This window comes from Caballeronia sp. LZ028 (assembly GCF_031451415.1).
GTDB lineage: Bacteria > Pseudomonadota > Gammaproteobacteria > Burkholderiales > Burkholderiaceae > Caballeronia > Caballeronia zhejiangensis.
This window is the reverse complement of sequence record NZ_JARUXN010000004.1, coordinates 271,827-290,936: the sequence shown is the minus strand read 5'-3', so window position 1 is coordinate 290,936 and position 19,110 is coordinate 271,827. Positions and strand designations below refer to the sequence as shown.

At 64.8% G+C, this 19,110-nt stretch carries 18 protein-coding genes; 4 read left to right on the top strand and 14 right to left on the bottom strand.

Going from position 1 to position 19,110, the window contains the following annotated elements; genetic code table 11:
- From QCE58_RS24070 to QCE58_RS24045, 6 genes are all read right to left on the bottom strand, one after another.
- Complete coding sequence (locus QCE58_RS24070) at nt 1-879, bottom strand: ABC transporter permease (RefSeq protein WP_250436124.1); 879 nt, start codon at nt 877-879, stop codon at nt 1-3.
- Nucleotides 876-1,700, bottom strand: coding sequence for an ABC transporter ATP-binding protein (locus QCE58_RS24065; RefSeq protein WP_008354408.1), 825 nt, complete (start codon nt 1,698-1,700; stop codon nt 876-878). Before QCE58_RS24065 ends, QCE58_RS24070 begins: the two co-directional genes overlap by 4 nt.
- Nucleotides 1,701-1,799: 99 nt before the next feature.
- Nucleotides 1,800-2,822, bottom strand: coding sequence for an ABC transporter substrate-binding protein (locus QCE58_RS24060; protein ID WP_008354407.1), 1,023 nt, complete (start codon nt 2,820-2,822; stop codon nt 1,800-1,802).
- A 29-nt stretch (nt 2,823-2,851) separates the two neighbouring features.
- On the bottom strand, nt 2,852-3,748 hold the full coding sequence (locus tag QCE58_RS24055; RefSeq protein ID WP_250521810.1) for a TauD/TfdA family dioxygenase: 897 nt from the start codon (nt 3,746-3,748) through the stop codon (nt 2,852-2,854).
- Between the two features lie 113 nt (nt 3,749-3,861).
- Complete coding sequence (gene dinB, locus QCE58_RS24050) at nt 3,862-5,040, bottom strand: DNA polymerase IV (RefSeq protein ID WP_008354404.1); 1,179 nt, start codon at nt 5,038-5,040, stop codon at nt 3,862-3,864.
- An 82-nt stretch (nt 5,041-5,122) separates the two neighbouring features.
- Nucleotides 5,123-5,488, bottom strand: a complete 366-nt coding sequence (locus tag QCE58_RS24045; protein ID WP_008354403.1) for a hypothetical protein — start codon at nt 5,486-5,488, stop codon at nt 5,123-5,125.
- A gap of 279 nt (nt 5,489-5,767) precedes the next feature.
- Between QCE58_RS24045 and QCE58_RS24040 the strand changes: the two genes are divergently transcribed.
- Nucleotides 5,768-5,962 (top strand): DUF3563 family protein, encoded by a 195-nt coding sequence (locus QCE58_RS24040; protein ID WP_250521811.1) that lies wholly within the window; start codon nt 5,768-5,770, stop codon nt 5,960-5,962.
- A gap of 24 nt (nt 5,963-5,986) precedes the next feature.
- Here the strand turns inward: QCE58_RS24040 and QCE58_RS24035 are convergent, their stop codons facing one another.
- Together QCE58_RS24035 and QCE58_RS24030 are read right to left on the bottom strand one after the other, a co-directional pair.
- Nucleotides 5,987-6,670 carry a response regulator transcription factor gene (locus tag QCE58_RS24035; RefSeq protein WP_033536934.1) on the bottom strand — a complete coding sequence of 228 codons (684 nt, stop codon included), beginning with the start codon at nt 6,668-6,670 and terminating at the stop codon, nt 5,987-5,989.
- A gap of 177 nt (nt 6,671-6,847) precedes the next feature.
- Nucleotides 6,848-8,197 (bottom strand): HAMP domain-containing sensor histidine kinase, encoded by a 1,350-nt coding sequence (locus QCE58_RS24030; RefSeq protein ID WP_250440770.1) that lies wholly within the window; start codon nt 8,195-8,197, stop codon nt 6,848-6,850.
- 455 nt (nt 8,198-8,652) lie between these two features.
- On the opposite strand from QCE58_RS24030, the gene QCE58_RS24025 reads away from it, so the two are divergent.
- Entirely contained in the window at nt 8,653-10,170 is a 1,518-nt protein-coding gene (locus tag QCE58_RS24025) for an MDR family MFS transporter (RefSeq protein WP_250521812.1), read from the top strand.
- Between the two features lie 55 nt (nt 10,171-10,225).
- On the opposite strand, the gene QCE58_RS24020 is transcribed toward QCE58_RS24025, so the two are convergent.
- Nucleotides 10,226-10,453 (bottom strand): hypothetical protein, encoded by a 228-nt coding sequence (locus QCE58_RS24020; protein WP_008354398.1) that lies wholly within the window; start codon nt 10,451-10,453, stop codon nt 10,226-10,228.
- Nucleotides 10,454-10,810: 357 nt separating this feature from the next.
- Here QCE58_RS24020 and QCE58_RS24015 point away from each other — a divergent pair, with 357 nt between their 5' ends.
- Entirely contained in the window at nt 10,811-12,694 is a 1,884-nt protein-coding gene (locus QCE58_RS24015; RefSeq protein WP_175982860.1) for a PAS domain S-box protein, read from the top strand.
- A 6-nt stretch (nt 12,695-12,700) separates the two neighbouring features.
- Here the strand turns inward: QCE58_RS24015 and QCE58_RS24010 are convergent, their stop codons facing one another.
- Both QCE58_RS24010 and QCE58_RS24005 read right to left on the bottom strand, forming a co-directional pair.
- On the bottom strand, nt 12,701-13,831 hold the full coding sequence (locus QCE58_RS24010; protein WP_250436129.1) for an FUSC family protein: 1,131 nt from the start codon (nt 13,829-13,831) through the stop codon (nt 12,701-12,703).
- Between the two features lie 35 nt (nt 13,832-13,866).
- A complete protein-coding gene (locus QCE58_RS24005; RefSeq protein WP_008354394.1) occupies nt 13,867-14,793 on the bottom strand; it encodes a LysR family transcriptional regulator in 927 nt (308 codons plus the stop codon).
- Between the two features lie 117 nt (nt 14,794-14,910).
- Between QCE58_RS24005 and QCE58_RS24000 the strand changes: the two genes are divergently transcribed.
- Nucleotides 14,911-15,345, top strand: coding sequence for a VOC family protein (locus QCE58_RS24000; protein WP_008354393.1), 435 nt, complete (start codon nt 14,911-14,913; stop codon nt 15,343-15,345).
- 45 nt (nt 15,346-15,390) lie between these two features.
- Here the strand turns inward: QCE58_RS24000 and QCE58_RS23995 are convergent, their stop codons facing one another.
- The 3 genes from QCE58_RS23995 to QCE58_RS23985 form a co-directional block, all read right to left on the bottom strand.
- A complete protein-coding gene (locus QCE58_RS23995) occupies nt 15,391-15,675 on the bottom strand; it encodes a hypothetical protein (RefSeq protein WP_008354392.1) in 285 nt (94 codons plus the stop codon).
- Between the two features lie 155 nt (nt 15,676-15,830).
- Nucleotides 15,831-17,369 (bottom strand): methyl-accepting chemotaxis protein, encoded by a 1,539-nt coding sequence (locus QCE58_RS23990; protein WP_175982858.1) that lies wholly within the window; start codon nt 17,367-17,369, stop codon nt 15,831-15,833.
- A 226-nt stretch (nt 17,370-17,595) separates the two neighbouring features.
- Nucleotides 17,596-18,960 carry an MFS transporter gene (locus QCE58_RS23985; protein WP_250521813.1) on the bottom strand — a complete coding sequence of 455 codons (1,365 nt, stop codon included), beginning with the start codon at nt 18,958-18,960 and terminating at the stop codon, nt 17,596-17,598.
- Nucleotides 18,961-19,110 lie beyond the last annotated feature (150 nt).

The window sequence follows — 19,110 nt, the reverse complement described above, 5'->3', positions numbered from 1 at the left end:
TCATTGCTGCACGCCCCAGCGGCGCACGGTCACGCGCTCGATCGTATCGAAGACGAGATGCTCCACAGCAAGGCCGATCACGATGACCGCAGCCAGTCCCGCGAACACGCGGTCCGTGTAAAGCTCGTTGCGGTTCTGGAAGATGTACCAGCCGAGCCCGCCCTTGCCCGAGCTCGCGCCGAACACGAGCTCCGCCGCGATCAGCGTGCGCCACGCGAAGGCCCAGCCCACGCGCAAGCCCGCGAGAATCGAAGGCAACGCGGCGGGCACCAGAATCAGCATCACATGGCGCATGCCGTTGAGACCGTAGTTGCGGCCCGTCATGCGCAAGGTCGTCGGCACGGCCTGAAAGCCCGCATACGTGTTGAGCGCGAGCGGCCACAACACCGAATGCACGAGCACGAAAAGCAGGCTTCCGGTGCCGAGGCCGAACCACAGCAACGCGAGCGGCAACAGCGCGATGGAAGGCAGCGGATTGAACATCGCGGTGAGCATCGAAAGGATGTCGCGGCCGATGCGCGTCGAGACCGCAAGCGATGTCAGCGCGAACGCGAGCGCCGCGCCGAGCGCATAGCCGCGCAGCAGTACCGACATCGAAATGCCGATCTTCTCGATGAGTTCGCCCGACGCGATGCCCTGCACGAATGCGACGAAGGTCGCGCTGAAAGTGGGCAACAGCAGATCGTTATCGACGGCGCGTGCGGCGATTTCCCACAACGCGATCAGCACGAGCGCGATGATCGACTTGCGCAGCCACGCACGATCCGCTAGCCGCTTCGACAGCGGCAACGGCGCTTCATGTTCGACGGCGACGCTCGCGGCAGGCGCGATTTCATACTCGGGCCGCACGGGCGGCACGATCAGATGCGGCGTGCTCATTGCGCGCGCTCCTCTTCGAACAACAGACGATGAATGCGCGCGACGCTCTGCTGAAACTCGCCGCGACCCAGGCTGTCCTGCGTGTATTGATGACTGTTGAGCTCGGCGCGCACGCGTCCCGGATGCGGCGTCAGCAGCAGAATGCGATTGCCGACGATCAGCGCTTCCTCGATCGAGTGCGTGACGAACAACAGCGTGAATCGCTCGTCGCTCCAGAGGCGCAAGAGCTCTTCCTGCATGCGGCGTCGCGTGAGCGCATCGAGTGCGGCGAAGGGCTCGTCCATCAGCAGCACGCGCGGCTGCATCGCGAGGGCGCGTGCAATGGCGACGCGCTGCTTCATGCCGCCCGACAGCGTATGCGGATACGCATCGGCGAATTTGGCGAGACCGACCTTGTCGAGATAATGCAGCGCGCGTTCGCGAGCTTCGGCGCGGCCGAGCTTGCGCGCGACGCGCAGCGGAAAGGCGACGTTCTGCACGACGGTCTTCCACGGCGGCAACTGATCGAACTCCTGAAACACGACGATGCGATCCGCGCCCGGCCCGCGCACACGTTCACCGCCGATTTCGATGCTGCCTCCAACCGGCTCGATGAAGCCCGCAACGGCCTTGAGCAAGGTCGACTTGCCGCAGCCCGAAGGCCCGAGCAGCACGAAGCGGTCGGCGCCGTAGACATCGAAGCTGACATCGTGCGTCGCGCGAACGAGCCGCTCCGGCGTGCGGTATTCGAGCGTGACGTTCTTCGCGCTGAGAAGCTTGCCGCTCGTCGCAGCCTCACGATCGGCTTCGTGCGAATAAAGCGCTTGGGGATTGGCGGCCATGTTCATCTGCCCGATTGCAAACGATCACGATACCGGCGCGCTGCGCTCGAGCGAACCAATCATTGCGCATATCGAATCCGCAATCGCCGATAAGCGGCGTCAGCTTCCGTCTTTCGTCGCGGGATCGGTAAAGAAGTAATCCTGCCACGACTTCGGCTCGTTCTTGATGACGCCGACGCGATGCATGAACTGAGCGAGCCCGAACGTGTTTTGCGGCGCGACCTTGAATTGCACCGACGGATCCTTGATCACCTTGATCAGCAGATCGCGGTCGATCTTCGCGTTGTTCACGCGCAGATAGATATCGGCGGCTTGTTCCGGATGTTGCGTGATATAGCGCGCGGCATCGGCAAGACCGGCGACAAACGCGCGATACGTCTTCGGATTCTCGTTGCGGAATTTCTCGGTCGCGTAGAGCACCGTCGCGGAACTGGGGCCGCCGAGCACATCGTATGAATTGAGCACGATATGCGCTTTTGGATTGCCCGCGAGTTCCTGCTGCTGGAACGGCGGATTGCCGAAGTGCGCGTTGATCTCCGTGCCGCCCGCGATGAGCGCCGCGGCTGCGTCCGGATGCGGCACCGCTTGCGTGAGCTTGTCGAGGCGGTTGTATTCCTTGTCGCCCCATTGCTTCGCCGCCGCGTATTGCAGGACGCGCGATTGCACCGACACGCCGACTGCCGGCACCGCGATGCGATCCTTGTCGGTGAAATCGGCGATGGTTTTTACGCGCGGATCGTTCGATACGAGGTAATACGGGAAGTTGCCGAGCGACGCGACGCCCTTCACGTTTTGCCGTCCGTGCGTGCGGTCCCAGATCGTCAGCAACGGGCCGACGCCCGCCGCGGCGATATCGACCGAGCCGGACAACAGCGCATCGTTGACGCTCGATCCGCCCGACAGCTTCGCCCAGTCGACCTTGATATCGAGCCCTTCCTTCTTGCCTTCCTGCTCGATGAACTTCTGGTCGCGCGCGACATTGAGCAGCAGATACACGACGCCGAATTGCTCGGCGATGCGCAACGTGCCTTCGGCATGCGCGCTCGCCGACGTGACGCCGATCGCGAGCGAAAGCGCCGCGACGAGCGCGCGTGCGCCGCCCTTCCCGGTTCGAGAATGCATCGATGAAACCCCGTAAAAATAGTGGCTTTTTAGAAAGGCGCGTCGCCTTCGATGGTCGTGCGATAGAGCTTGCGGCGCTGATCGTCGGGCGTGCCGGCGGCGAGATGCATCACCGAGCGGTTGTCCCAGAAGACCATGTCGCGTTCGCGCCATTGATGGCGATAGACGAACTCGCTTTGCGTGCTATGCGCGAAGAGTTCCGCGAGCAAGGCGCGGCTTTCGTCTTCCGGCAGACCGATGATGCGCGTCGTGAAATGCTCGCTCACGAAGAGCGCGCGACGCTTGGTTTCCGGATGCGTCCGCACGATCGGATGCGTCACCGGCTTGACTTGCGCGATCTGCTCCGCCGACAGATTCGGACGCCACGGACTGCGCTTTTGCAACTCGCCGTATTTGGCGAGATAGGTGTGTTCGGCGACGCGGCCTTCGACTGCATCGCGCAGATGCGCGGGCAGCGTGTCCCACGCGAGATGCTGATTCGCGAACAGCGTGTCGCCGCCGGTCGCGGGCAATTCCTGCGCGTGCAGCATCGAGCCGAGACTCGGCTTGTCCTTGTACGAAAGATCGGAATGCCAGAAATGACCCGCATCGCCGAGACCGATCGGCTTGCCGTTCTCGACGATGTTCGACACGATCAGCACTTCCGGATGCCCCCCGAGCCCGAACTGATGCAGCACGTGAATCTGCAGCGGACCGAAGCGCTTGCTGAACGCGACCTGTTCGTCGGGCGTGATGCGCTGATCGCGAAACACGAGAACGTGATGATCCAGATGCGCGCGATGGATGCGCGCGAAATCGGCTTGTGACAATGGCTTCGACAGCTCGAGCCCGATGACTTCCGCGCCGAGCGGCGCATCGAACGGGCGAATCTCGATGGATTGATCGGCGGCAGCGTGCTCGGCAATGGGGGCAGTGAGAATCGTCACGTCGGACTAATGGCAATCGATAGCTTGGGGAAGCGATCAATCTAACGCGCGGCGATTCGCGCGGCAACGAAGCATCTGCGATTACGTTATGCGCCTATGAAATAAGGCGCGCTTCAGTCGCCGGCGATATCGAACGGCAATTCGACCTGCACCGGCTCGACGAAGCCGCTTTCGTCGCGCCCGGCGAGCGCGCTGACGCGTACGCCGAGCAGACGGATGCGGCGATCGAGCACGATGCGCTTCAGGCATTCGGTCGCGGCGCGGCGAATCTCGACGGGATCGGCGGTCGCGACGGGCACGGTCAGATCGCGCGTCACGGTGCGGAAGTCGTCGAAGCGCAGCTTGATGCCGACCGTGCGCCCGACGTAGCCCTTGCGCTGCAAGTCTTCGGCGACGCGCGTGCACAGCCCCGTGAACTCGGCGGAAAGCGTCGCGCGATCCTGCTTCGGATGAAAGTCCCGCTCGAAGGTCGTCTCGCGGCTCATCGATTTGGGCGTCGAAGTGACGACGACAGGCCGCTCGTCCTGCCCCTGCGCGATGCGCGCGAGCCACGCGGCGTACGTGTGGCCGAAATGCGTCTGCAGGAAACCGGGATCGGCGGCGGCAATATCGCCCACGGTCACGATGCCGAGCGCCGCGAGCTTCTCGTTCGCCTTCGGTCCGATGCCGTTCACCTTGCGCGCGGCGAGCGGCCAGATGCGCGTTGGCAGATCGTCCATCGTGAGGATGGTGAGACCGTCGGGCTTGTCGAGTTCGGAGCCGATCTTCGCGAGCAGCTTGTTGGGCGCGATGCAGATCGAGCAGGTGAGGCCCGTCGCGTCGTGCACGGCGTCCTTCATGCGCTGGCCGATCTCGGCGGATTCGCCCGGTAGATCGCTGACATCGATATAAATTTCGTCGATGCCGCGATTCTCGATCTGCGTGGTGAACGTCGCGACGGCCGCCTTGAAAAGCCGCGAATAATGGCGATAGGACTCGAAATCGGTCGGCAGAAGAATTGCGTCGGGCGCGAGCTGGGCGGCTTTCATCATGCCCATCGCGGAAAAGACGCCGAACTTGCGCGCCTCGTAGGTAGACGTGGTGACGACGCCGCGACCCGCGTAATCGCGCAGACGCTTGAAGCGGCGCGTGCCGTCGGGCAACGTTTCAGGCGTGGCGCTGCGCCCGCCGCCGACCACGACGGGCATGCCGCGCAATTCCGGATAACGCAGAAGTTCGACCGACGCGAAGAAGGCGTCCATGTCGAGATGCGCGATGCGGCGCGGTGCGGATGTGGAGGACAGCGCGTCCATCGCGGCGACGAGAGCAGAAAAATGGCTTACTGTACATCCATACAGGTGTTCGCGCTAGAGGCCGCCCGTCGCGATGGCCGGCTCATTCCGGCGTGCGCTTTTCCGCGAGCGCGCGGCGGCAATCGTCGAAAACCTGCCGCACGACATCCGATTGATAGTTGAGGTCTTCGCTATCGAGAATTTCCTCGACGGCGTCGCGGGCCCAGTCGGCTTCGAGCATCGCGCAATGCTGCGTGGCGATGTCGCGGGCGATGGCCGCGAGCTTCGCGACCGTCAGCCAGTCCGCGAGCCGCTGATGACGGTCGAGCCACTTGTGCGCGGCCTGTACGTGAAACGAGGCCGCCGGCCAGTCGCCATTGAGGTAATACGCGCCGAGACTGCCGCATGTGAGCCAGCACAGCAACTCGACGCGGTCGCGGGCACTGAGGGTACGAGACACATCGTTCATGGCGGCCTTCACGAGAGACGATCGACGAATGCGAACAGCGCACAGTTCCGTATGAAACCCCTATTAAAACAAGATAGCACGGGATGGTGCGGCGCGGCAGTGCCTTCCCGCAGCGTGATCCGCGTCACGGTGCGTTGGCGAACGCTTCGTCATGCGAAGAGCAGCATCGCGCATGCCGCGAGTCGCTGCTTCGCGCTCTCATTCGCTGCTAATTCAGCGCGCATAACCTGCTTTCGTCGGCCCCACTCATCGGCCTGCATTCAACGACGGGAGCACATCATGTTTGAACGTCTCACTCACTCCATCGACCATCTCTTTTCGATCCGCACCGCGCAGGAAGCCCGCGACGACTATCTCGCATCGTCGAGCGATCTCGCGGATCTCGAACGGCGCATGCGTCAGGTCGAAACGCAGGATCACGACTACAGCATGTATTTTTGCGGCGCGCTCGGCCGTCGATACGACGAGCATTGACCCGCGCCGCCGATGTCGCGCGCGCTATTTCGTTTCCTCGCGGCCGGCCTGGCCGAGCATCACCGTCCAGCCGAGGCCGCGCACGTTGCGGATCACGCCCGCGCCGAATTTCTTGCGCACCGAATGGATCAGCACGTCGACCGCGTTGCTCTCCACTTCCTTGCCCCAGCCGTAGAGACGGTCTTCGAGTTGATCGCGCGAGAAGATCGTGCCGGGACGTTCGAGCAGCGCGTGCATCAGCGCGAATTCACGCGCGGACAGCACGCCCGACGTCTCTCCGCACGTAAGCGTACGCTGATCGAGATTGAGGCAGAGCGAATCGTCGCCGAGGCGCGAGACCGCGTAGCCCGCCTTGCGGCGCAGCACCGCGCGGATGCGCGCCAGCAGTTCGGGCATGTCGAAGGGCTTGAGCAGATAGTCGTCGGCGCCGAGATCGAGGCCCTGGACGCGTGTGTCGAGATCGTCGCGCGCGGTGAGGATCAGCACCGGCGTCGCGTTGCCGGACGTGCGCGCCTGCCGCAAGAGTTCGATGCCCGTCATGCCCGGCAAGCCGAGATCGAGCAGCACGACGGTGTACTCGGCCGCGTTGATCGCCTCGCGGCCCGCGTTGCCGTCGCGGACCCAATCGACGGCGTAATCGGCGTCCTTGAGCGCACGCATCAGGCTCGTGCCGATCTGCACGTCGTCTTCGATCAGAAGAATTCGCATGTTCCACCCCGCGTCCCGCGAGAATGGCGCGCGCCACGCGCCCGGAATGCGGCCCGAAGGATCTGGGAAAACGGAAAACGCACGACCGGTCATTTTGAGTGTTCTACTGACCGGCGACGATCGCTTCGCGCCACGCAGCGAATGCATTGTAATCGGCGGAAAACAGCGCGCAAAACACTAAAGGTTCAACGCGGGCGATGGCACGCTTTCGCTCACTTCCTCGACCGGAAAACCGATCGAAGCGACGATGCCCGAGCGCCCGTCGCTGCGATTTTCGAGCGTCACGTCGCCGCCGTAACGCGCGGCAATCGCCTTCACGATCGACAGCCCCAGCCCGCTGCCCTCGATATCCGGATTCGCGCGGAAAAAGCGGTCGAACACGCGCGGCAGCAACGCTTCGTCGATGCCCGGCCCCGTGTCGACGACATCGATCCAGACCATGTCGCCATCGCGCCGCGTGCGCAGGTCGATGGTGCCGCCATCGGGCGTATAGCGCACCGCGTTCGACACGAGATTCTTCACCGCCATGCCGATGTCGGTTTCCACCGCGCGCACGTGCGCGTTCACCATTTCCTCCGCGCCGATATCCATGCCGCGCGACAAGGCGATCGGCAGCACGTCGGCGACGGCGGCCGTGACCACGTCCGCGATGTTCACGCGCGCGAGCGGCGCGCCGTTCATCGGCGCATCGGCGCGCGCCATCCGCAAGAGTTGCGTAATCAGCTTGCCGCTGCGCGCGATGCCCTTGCGCAACTCCTGAAAGCGCTCCTGATTGCCGGGATAGATATGCGGCGCGAGATTGTCGGCCTGAAGCTGCAGCGCGGTGAGCGGCGTGCGCAATTCGTGCGCGGCATCGGCGATGAACTTGCGCTCCTTCTCGATCGATGTCGCGAGGCGCTCGATCATCGTGTTGATCGAATGGATGAAGGGCGCGATTTCCGTGGGCACGCCGACGGTCGGCAGCGGCTGCAGATGACCCATGTCGATGGCGCGGACTTCCTCGCCCAGCTCGTTCAACTGACGCAGCGAGCGCCGCACGACGAGCGCGACCGCGATCCACACGAGCGGCAAAAGCACCGCGATCGGCCAGAGCGTTTGCGTCGCGGCTTCCTGCGTGATTTCGCGCCGGATCGACGAGCGCTGCGCGACCTGGATCGTCATCGTCGGCTCCTGGCGCGTGAACATGCGCCAATGCTCGCCGTTGACGTCGACGCCGGAAAAACCCGGCTGCGCGTCGCGCGGAAAGTGCAGCGACGGGTCGGTCGTGCGGAAAGGCAGCGCCTCGCCCGGCTTCCACACCACGGCGACGACATCGCGCTCGTCCTGCGTGCCGCGTGCGGGATTTTTCGGCAGGCTGTCGGCGAGTCCGTCGCGCAGACGCGCCGCCACTTGTTCGAGCCGCATGTCGAGCAGCGCGCTCATGCCGGTCTTGCTCAACTGATACGAACTCACGCCCTGCACGACGCCGATCACGCTGACGAGCAGCCCGAGCGCGAGCACCAGCTGATTCTTCAGTGATTTGATCATGCGAGTCCGCCGCTTCGGAAGGGAACGGGGCAAAGCTGCAGCCCGTTCGATTTTAGGCGACATTCCCGGGGCTTTCGGTCTGAAAGACGACATGTGCGTGGCAGATGCGCGTAAGCGCGGAAAAAAATGCGCCGGTCCGAATCACGGCCGGCGCCAAGGGCTGAGGAGAATACGTGAAACGGGCCGCCGGATTGCTCGGGGAAGCATGCTGCCCGTCCACGTACAGAAGGTAGGCCCGAAGAATTAGCGTTGAATGAGCGCGCAAATGCGCATCGAGCAGCGATTCGCGCGGCGGGATAACATTGCATCCGGCGCTTTCTCATCGGCGACATTGCTTCGGCTGCAAGGAATCCGCAAGCCGGGGCGTCGCCGCCGCATCTTCATTTTTCGAGCATGGCCCGTCTGCGCGCATCGTTGTCTCGTACGCGCGGCGGGCGATATGCCTTCCTGCCCGCATGTCACAGAACAGCAAAACCGTCCGTCCCCTCGTCATCGGCGCGGTGATGGCCTCGATGGCCATGGTCGCGATCGAAGCCACCATCGTCTCCACCGCGATGCCGCAAATCGCGACGCAGCTCGGGGGCCTCAATCTGTATAGCTGGGTGTTCTCGTCGTTCCTGCTCACGCAGACGGCGCTCACGGTCGTGTTCGGCAAGCTCGCCGATCTCTACGGCCGCAAGCCGGCGATCCTCGCGGGCATCGCGATCTTTCTGATCGGCTCGGTGCTCGCGGGCTTCGCGTGGTCGATGCCCGCGATGATCGTCTTCCGGCTGATTCAGGGCGTCGGCGCGGGCGCGATCCTGCCGGTCGCGCTGACGGTCGTCGGCGATCTCTATCCGGCGCGCGAGCGCGGCAAGGTGCAGGGCTATCTCGCGAGCGTGTGGGCCGTGTCCGCCGTGCTCGGGCCGATGGTGGGCGGCCTGCTGATTCGCCAGTTCTCGTGGGCGTGGATCTTCTGGATCAACGTGCCGATCGGCATACTGGCCGCGCTGCTTTTCACGCTCTTTCTGCACGAGGAAAAGCGCCACGACCGTCCGGCGATCGATCTCGCGGGCGCGTTCTTCTTCACCGCCGCCGTCGCCGCGCTGATGATGGCGCTCACCGACGCCGGCCACGCGAGCAATGCGCGCGTCGGCGTGGAGATCGGCGTGTTCGTGCTCGCGATCGTGTGCTTCGTGATTCAGGAGCGCCGCGCCGCCGATCCGATGATCTCGTTCAGGCTGTGGTCGCATCGGCCGATTGCCGCGAGCAACGTCGCGACGGTCCTCGCCGGCATGGCGATGATGGGCCTCACCACTTTCCTGCCGATGTACGTGCAGGGCGTGATGCATCGCACGCCGGTGGAAGCGGGCCTCGCGCTCACGATGATGATGATCGGCTGGCCGAGCGGCGCCACTTTCACGTCGCGCGCGTTCAGCCGCATCGGCCTGAGGCGTCTGTTGATGATCGGCCCGGTCTTCATTCCGCTGGGCGCGTTGCCGTTCGTGCTGCTCGGTCCGCAATCGAGCCCGGTCTGGGCGGGCGTCGGCTCGGCGGTGCTGGGCTTCGGCATGGGCATCACGAGCGTATCCTGCCTCATCCTGATACAGGAAATCGTGCAGCCGATGGAACGCGGCAGCGCGACGGCATCGAACCTCTTTTCGCGCAACCTCGGCAATACGCTCGGTGCAGCCGTGTTCGGCGCGGTGCAGAACTACGGCCTCACGCACACGGCCGGCCTGCCGCCCGTTCATGCGGATCAGCTGAAGCAACTGCTGTCGTCCGTGCCCGGCGACTTCGCGACGAACAACGAGATTCGCCTCGTGCTGCACCATTCGCTGCATCTGACCTTCACGGCGATGTTCGTGATCGCGCTAGGCACCGTGATTTCGATGCTGTTCATGCCGAAGATCGACATCGGGCGCGCGAAGGGCACGGTCGAGACGGTCGGCGCGGCCGATGCGAAAAACGCCGCAAATCAGGCGTTTCATTGAACGCGCCGCGTCCCGCCGAGACGACCGGCGGAACGCGGTCTCATGCAAAAAGCGCTCAATCCTGCGCCTGAATGAGCGGGCTGTCCTGCTTCGCCTTCCCGGCGCCTGCATCGTTGCCCGGCTGAGCGTCCTGCGCGATCGTCTGCATGTTCATGCCTTGCTGCGAGACGGGCGCGCCTTCCATCGGCGAATAGTGCGGCGCGGGGCCGTATCCGCTTGCGAGCGCGTAGGAAGCGCATGCGAGCGCCGCGACGAAGATGATGCCTTTGAGATTGCCGGTCATGGTAGTGCTCCTGAGGGTTTCACGAATCCACTTCATCGGCCTCGTCGCACTGCCTGCCCAGCACCGACCTTCTGAAATGTGAACGCAGTCTACGTGCGTGCATCGGCGTTGAAATCCCTCCAGAAGCACGGCTGAAAACGGGTGGTGCGATCGCCGCGCGCCGTTTCGCGGCCCGGCACGCCGATAGCTACGCTCACTAAAGGCATGGCAGCGATGCCGAGGCTCCGGGTAGACTGTGGCGTCGGCGGACCTTTTGTCCAGGAAACGTCCGCCGCTGCGCCGACCACCCGAACCATGACCAGACCTAAAGCCGACTCGCCCCTCGACCTCGCCCGCCACGCGCCATCCGAGCCCGCCATGAGCGAGCCGCAGTATCACGCGCTCGTCGATGCGATCGAAGACTGCGCGATCTTCATGCTCGACCTGAGCGGCCGCATCACGAGCTGGAACAAGGGCGCGCGCAAGATCAAGGGCTATGAGGCGCACGAAATCATCGGACAGCATCTGTCGCGCTTTTACACGGCGGAATCGGTGGCGCGCGGCTGGCCCGAGTACGAGCTGAAGCAGGCCTACGCGACCGGGCGCTTCGAGGACGAAGGCTGGCGCGTGCGCAAGGACGGCACGCTGTTCTGGGCGAATGTCGTCATCACGGCGGCGCGCAATACGCAGGGCGAGATCATCGGCTACGCGAAGTACACGCGCGATCTCACCGCGAAGCGCGCCGAGGAAGAGAAGCTGCGGCTCTCGGAAGAGCGCTTTCGTCTGCTCGTGGAAAGCGTCAGCGATTACGCGATCTTCATGCTCGATCCGGCCGGCCATATCGCAAGCTGGAATACGGGCGCGATGCGAATCAAGGGTTATCAGCCGTCGGAGATCCTGGGCAAGCACTTTTCGATGTTCTATTGCCCCGAGGATCTCGAAGCCAACCTCCCCGAGATCGAACTGCAGACCGCGATCCGCACGGGCCGCGTGGAGAGCGAAGGCTGGCGCGTGCGCAAGGACGGCTCGCTCTTCTGGGCGAACGTGGTGATCAACGCGGTGTACGACGAGCATCGCGTGCTGCGCGGCTTCGCGAAGGTCACGCGCGACATGAGCGACAGAAAGCGCCTCGATCAGCTCGAAGTGTCGTCGCGGCGCATCAGCGAGTTTCTCGCAACGCTCGCGCACGAGTTGCGCAATCCGCTCGCGCCGGTGCGCAATGCGATCGGCGTGATGCAGATGGAAAGCGACGTGCCGGAACGCATCGCCGCATGCCGCGACATCATCGACAGACAGACTTCGCATCTCGGCCGGCTCGTCGACGATCTGCTCGACATGGGCCGCATCACGACCGGCAAGATCGATCTGCGCATGACGCGCGTGGACGTGAGCGAGATCGTCGCGCGCAGCATCGAGCTCGTGCATCCGTTCACCGACGAACGCGCGCAGAACGTCGTCAGCAAGCTGCCGTCCGAGCCCGTTCATGTGATGGGCGACATCACGCGGCTCGTGCAGGTCGTGCAGAACCTGTTGAACAACGCGTCGAAGTTCTCGCCGCGCGCCAGCACGATCCGCGTCGAAGTCGAGCGCGAGGCGACAGCGCTGCTGCTGAAAGTGATCGACAAGGGGCGCGGCATCTCGCAGAAGGGTCTCACGTCCATCTTCGATCTGTTCGTGCAGGAGGATCACTATCTCAATCCCGGCGAGGCGGGCCTCGGCATCGGGCTGACGCTGTGCCGGTCGATCGTCGAGATGCACGGGGGGTCGATCAGCGCGGCGAGCGCCGGACCGAATCAGGGCAGCACGTTCGTCGTGCGCCTGCCTTACGCGTCCGACCACGATGCGCCGCGGCCGCATCGCGTGCTCGCGCAGACTGCGACGCTAGGCACGGGCGGCGGCCTGCGCATCGTCGTGATCGACGACAACCAGGATTCCGCCGACAGCCTCGCGCTGCTCTTGCAGATGAAAGGCCACGACGTGCGTACCGCGTATCACGGCAAGGAAGGACTCGACGTGATCCGCCATTTCCCGCCGCAACTGATTTTGCTCGATCTCGCCTTGCCCGACATGGACGGTCACGCGGTGCTGCGCGCGCTGCGCTCGCAGCGGCTCATCGGGCGTGCGACGGTGGTCGCGATGACGGGCTTCGGACAGGACAGCGACAAGGAACGCTCCGCGCAGGCGGGCTTCGACGCGCATCTGGTGAAGCCGGTGGATTTCGACGTGCTGGACCGGTTGCTGGAGGAGGTGGCGAAGCGGTGAGGGCGATCACGCCCTCACCACCCGCAACGGAAAAATCACCCGCGACGCGATCAGCCCCAGCGCGCCGCCGAGCAGCGTTTCCCACGCGCGCGCCGTCAGCAGTTCGAGCGAATGCACGCCGCTCGCCGCGAGCGTCACGATGAGCACGAACGCGAACGCGCCGCACGCGATGTCGTATCGCTCCGGCAGCGCCATCGCATAGGCGATCATCGCGAACGCGGACAGAATCCACACGACGAGCGGCCAATGTTCCGCGAGCGGCAGACACACGATGCCGATCGGCACGCCGACAAGCGTCCCGTAGATGCGCCGCCGTACGCGCTCCGCCGTCCCGACCGCCGACGTCGCGACGACATACACGCAAGCCGTGATCGCCCACGCCGATTCCGCGAGCCCGAACAGGCGATTCAACGCCACGACGACGAGCGCGCCGCACGCCGCCTGCAGACCCATCGCGAAGGCGGGCGAGATCGCGTCCCGGCCGTAAGCGGGCTCCGACGCCAGCGCGGGCAGCACGACCGGATGCTCGGCCGGTCCGCTCAGCACGCGCGGCACGATCGCCGCGAGCATGCCGATCAGTAACGCGAGCAGGATCGCCCAGGAATCGCCGGGGCGCAGATCCATTCCATAAGCGAGGAGCTGGCCGATATAGAGCTGCGAGCCGACGCCCGCGCCCGTCATCCCGAAGCGCTTCAGATAGCCCGCGAGGAACGCGCCCGTCACGAGAATCAGCTCGGCGCCGCCGCGTCCGGTTTCACGAAGCATCGGCGCAAAAAACGTGAAGGTGAACGCGCCGAACGCAGCCGCGACGCACAGAATGACGAGATCGCGGCTCGACTCCAAACGCGTCGTGCGCGCCTCGGACACGCTCGCCCACAGCGCGAAGCCGCCCGCGAGCGCGCCCACCGACACACCCGCCGGCACGCTTTGCGTCACGTCCTGCAGCGCGCCGAGCGCCGCCGCCAGCCCGTACGCGGTCACGAGCCGCAATCCCTTGATGCGCCGATGCGTGCCCGGATCGACGCGATCGAGCCACGCGAGCACGGCCTGCACGCGCTGCACGAGCGCTTGCACGATCGTCAGCGACGAATCCGCGAGACGCGCTTTCGCATCGCCGATGGGCTGCTCGTCATCCATTGGCTTCCCCACAGGTAACGCACCTGCCACGCATTCTAGGACGCGTTGCGCCTGCGCGCGCGTTTGACGGCCGCAATCGGCCCGCCGCGCTGCGCCGCTTCGACGATGCAGCCCGCGAGGCGCGCCGCCGCATCCGGCTCGTCCGCGCGCACGCGCCGCGCGCGCTCCACAAGCCCGATCTCGCGATGAAACGTGTCGCCGCCGAGATCGAGCGCGACCGCGCCGCGCGGCCACGCGCCGATGCCGTCCGATACCGGCACGAGCGCCACGCCCAGCCCGCGCGCCACCAGTTGCGCGATGCCCGGTAGCTCGTCGACCTCGATCGAATCGCGCACGGCGATGCGGCGCTTCGTCAGAAACATGTCGACTTGCCGGCCGCCGAACGAGCGCCGGTCGTATCGGATGAACGGCTCCGATTCGATCAGCGCGCGCCAGTCGGCGCCCTTCTTCGCGGCAGGTACGAGCAGCACGAACGGCTCGACGGCGAGCGTGCGCCATTGCAGCTCCGCGGGCAGCGAAAACGGCGGGCGGATCATCACGGCCATGTCCATCTCGCCTGCATCGACGCTTGCGAGCAGATTGAGCGACACGCCCGGCACGAGCCGGATGCGCCACGCCGGCAGCATGCGCCGGAACGCGCCGATGGCATCGGGCAAAAGCGCCGCATGCGCCGACGCGATAGCGCCCACCGAAAGCGAGCCGCCGCGCCCGTCCTCGCCTTCCGGCTCAGCGAGGCGCGCGTACAGCGCGATCAGTTCATCGGCGAGTTCGAGCGTGCGCTTGCCGGCCTTGTTGAGCGTCGCGGAGCGGCCCGTCCTGTCGAACAGCTTCGCGCCGAGATGCGCTTCGAGGCGCTGCATCTGCGCGCTCACGGCCGATTGCGTGAGGCCGATCTGCGCGCCTGCGCCCGCGAAAGTGCCGTGGCGCGCCACCGCGATGAAAGTCCGGAGTTCGCGCAGCATGTCGATTCATCGAAAATATTTGGGCTGACTCCAGAAATATATCGTTTTTCAACACAAATATTTATTAATAAACTCTGGTTCCAGTTCCCATGAACGCCGATTGAAGGACTCAACTCCATGAGCACGACCCAGCACGCCATGCCGCCGTTCCATCTCGCGTTTCCCGTTCATAGCCTCGCGGCCGCGCGCGAGTTCTACGGCGAACTGCTCGGCTGCCCGGAAGGCCGCAGCTCCGACGCATGGGTGGATTTCGATTTCTACGGCCATCAGATCGTCGCGCATCTCGCGCCGGAGGAATGCGGACATCGCACGACGAGCGCGGTCGATGGCGACGCCGTGCCGGTGCGCCACTTCGGCGTGGTGCTGTCCATACCGCAGTGGAACGAGCTCGCCGACAAGCTGCGCGCGGCGGGCACGCGCTTCATCATCGAGCCGCATGTGCGCTTCAAGGGCGAAGTCGGCGAGCAGGCGACGATGTTCTTCCTCGATCCGTCGGGCAATGCCGTCGAGATCAAAGCGTTCGCCGATATGTCGTCGCTCTTCGCGAAATAAAAAACGGGACGCCGCGCGGCGTCCCGTTCGTCATTGCAGCGCGCTTTACTGGCCGGAGCCGCTCGCGCTGACCGGCGCGCCCGGACCGCTCGGCGTCGCGGTGCCGCCCGGTTGCGTGGACGGACCCGAGTTCATCGTGCTCTTGTGCGTCTTCTTCGAATGCGTCGATTTATGCGCGTGCGCGTTCGGCTGCGCGGGCTGCGTCGTGGTCTGCGCGTTGTCGCCGGCCTGCAGGCCCGTGTTCGAGCTCGGCGGATTGTCCTGCGCGAAAGCGGACGCGCACACCAGCGCGAAAGCGCCGGCAGCGGCGGAAAGGGCGAAACGTTTCATATCGAAGACTCCTGTTGGCGGTTGCGAAATGCGATGCTCACGGCTTGTTCTGCCTGCTGGCCGCCGCGCTTCACGCGAGCGGCCGTTCGCACGTCAGGAGTCAGCACGCGACATGCCACGGTCTGACGATTCGCCAACGTCTTCGCGTCTTCGTGTCAGGTTTTGAAGACCGCGATGGCGCGCTTCAGCTCTTCGGCCTGCGTCGCGAGCGCGGCGGCGGCGGCCGTCGCCTGTTCGACGAGCGCGGCGTTCTGCTGCGTGACCGCGTCCATCTGCACGATCGCGACGCCGACCTGCTCGATGCCCTGCGTCTGCTGCGTCGACGCCGACGAGATCTCGTTCATGATGTCGGTCACGCGCGAAACGGACGTGAGAATCTGCTTCATCGTGTCGCCGGATTGCTGCGCGAGGTCTTGCCCCGCCGTGACGTTCGTCACCGATTCGTCGATGAGCGTCTTCACATCCTTCGCGGCCGCCGCGCAGCGCTGCGCGAGCGCCCGCACTTCCGATGCGACCACCGCGAAGCCGCGCCCGTGCTCGCCCGCACGCGCCGCTTCGACGGCCGCGTTCAACGCGAGGATGTTGGTCTGAAACGCGATGCCTTCGATCACGCCGATGATGTCGACGATCTTCTCCGAGCTGCCCGCGATCTTGTCCATCGTCGCGACGACGCCGAGCACGACGCCGCTGCCGCTTTCCACCGTCGACGATGCGCTCGCCGCGAGCTGGCACGCTTCGCCGGCGTTATCGGAGTTCAGACGCACGGTCGACGTGAGCTCTTCCATGCTCGACGCCGTTTGCGCGAGCGACGCGGCCTGCTCTTCCGTGCGCGACGAAAGATCGTGATGGCCGTCCGCGATTTCGCGCGACGCTGCCGTGATGCCGTCCGCGACGAGCTTGATCTGCGCGATCGTCTGCGTGAGGCGCGATTGCATCGTGTGCATCGAATGCATGAGGCTCGAATCGTCGCCGCGCTGCACTTGCACGGTCTGCGCGAGATCGCCGGCCGCGATGCGCTGGCAGACGACGGCCGCATCGCGCGGGTCGCCGCCGATGCTCTTCAGCACGCCGCGGATGATGAGCGTCATCGCGACCGTCAGCGCCGCGCCGATCACGCCGATCAGCAGGAGCGACTTGAGCACGATGGCATGGAAGGCGCGATCGATGTCGTCGATCCACGCGCCCGTGTAGACGTGCCAGTCCCATTCGCGCACGTAATCACCGTACGTGACCTTGGGCAGCGGTTCCTGCTCGCCCGGTTTGGGATACGAATACGTCGTGATATGCGAGCCGTCGAGACCGTGCTTGACGATCTCAGCGGTGAAGTGCTTGCCCGTGCTATCGACGAAATCGTTGATCTTGCCCTCGGAATGCGGACGCGGCGGATCGAGCACCTGCCACATCTTCGAATCGATGATGCCGACATAGCCGCTCGTGCCGTAGCGGATCGCGCGCACGCTCGCGATCGCGCGTTTCTTCGCTTCGTCTTCGGGCAGCGCGCCGCTTTGCGCCTGCTTCACATAGAACCTGACGACGCTCGCCGCCGACTGAACCTGTTCGGCGAGCGCGCCTTCGCGGTTGTTCATCAGCGAATGTTTCGTGGAGATCGCGTTGAGCGCGCACAGAAGAATCAGACTGAGCCATACGAAGCCCACGATGCTCATGAGCTTGGTCTTGAAAGAAAGTTTTTTCACGATCTGGTTGTAATAGCCGATGGACGCGCCGGGGCAGGCGCTCGCTTTGCGGCTTCCGATCGCGGGCGATTTTACGTTTGCGTGAGCGGGTGCGACGCCGCGTCGTTATCGAAAGCTGCGTGCAATTTAACGGCAAGGCGCGTCGAATCTTGAGGCGCGGAACGCGGCGCACAAAGCAAAACGCCCCGCATGACCGAAGTCATGCGGGGCGTCGGTCCATGCTGCTTCAGTGCCCGACCGGCTCTGTCGATTTCAGGTCGCTCGCCATCGCCGTTTGCGGATGCGCGGCCTGCTTGATGAGCAGCGCGACCGCCGAAACGATGCCCGCCACCGCGATCGTCGCGAAGATGCCGCCGAACGTGAAATGCAGACGCGTCAGCTCGGCGACGAGGAACGATCCCGCGATGCCGCCGAAGCGCCCGATGCCGAGCATCCACGCGACGCCCGTTCCGCGCCCTTGCGTCGGATAGAACGCCGCGGCGAGCGCGGGCATCGACGATTGCGCGGTGTTCATCAGCACGCCCGCGACAAACACGACGAGCACGAGCATGCCGACATTGCCCGCCGCCTGGCCGATCAGATACACGCTCACGGCGGTCAGCGCGTAGCACGCCGCGATGATGCGGTTCGCGTTGAACTTGTCCATCAGCACGCCGCACAGCACCGCGCCGACGCCGCCGAGCGGGAACAATGCGGAAATGAGCGTCGCCTTTTGCGGCGGCAGGCCCGATTCCTTCAGCAGAATCGGCATCCAGTTGATCGACGCGTAGAAGATCACGAGGCCCATGAAATACGTGAGCCACAGCATGATCGAGCCGACGAGATACGAGCGCGACAGCACCACGCTGATGCCGCTCTGTCCCGTCGCGGCGGGCGTGGCTTCGGTCATGAAGAACGAGCCGGCGTTCATCGCGTCGGACGAAATGCGGGCGAGCGTCGCGCGAATCTTCTCGACGGGCTTCGACTTCGCCACCATGTAGCGCACCGATTCCGGCAACGTGACGATCAACAGCACCGACAGCACGAGCGGCGCGATGCCGCCGAGCATCAGCACGCTGCGCCAGCCGAACTGCGGAATCATCCACGCGGCGAGAAAGCCGCCGAACGCCGCGCCGAGCGGAAAGCCGCAGAACATCAGATTGATGAGCGTCGCGCGGCGGCTGTCCGGACAGAACTCGCTCATCATCGTGACGGCGTTCGGCATCGCGGCGCCCAGCCCCAGGCCGGTGATGAAGCGCAGCGTCGTCAATTGCGTGAGGTCGGCCGAGAACGCCGACGCGAGACACGCGACGCCGAAGATCAGCACCGACGAAAGCAACATCGCGCGGCGGCCGAGCTTGTCGGACAGCGGCCCGGACAACAGCGCGCCCGCGGCGAGGCCGAACAGCGCGGCGCTCAAGACGGGCGCGAGCGCCGGACGGCTGATATGCCATTCGGCGACGAGCGACGGCGCGATAAAGCCGATCGCGGCGGTATCGAAACCGTCCAGCAGCACGATCACGAAGCACATCACGAAGATGAGCCACTGAAACGGCGAGAACGGATGCTCGTTGATGAACGTCTGTACGTTCACGGCAGGACTTCTACTCACTTCATTCCCTTTTCGGTGATGGGCGCGCGCCTCGCAAGGCCGCGTCCCGGAACTGAAACCGCTTCCCGCCGCCGTTCTTGTTGTTGTCGTGCGAGCAGCGAACCCCGGTCAAACCGCATGGAAATCGAGAAAGTTCGTTAGACGAACACC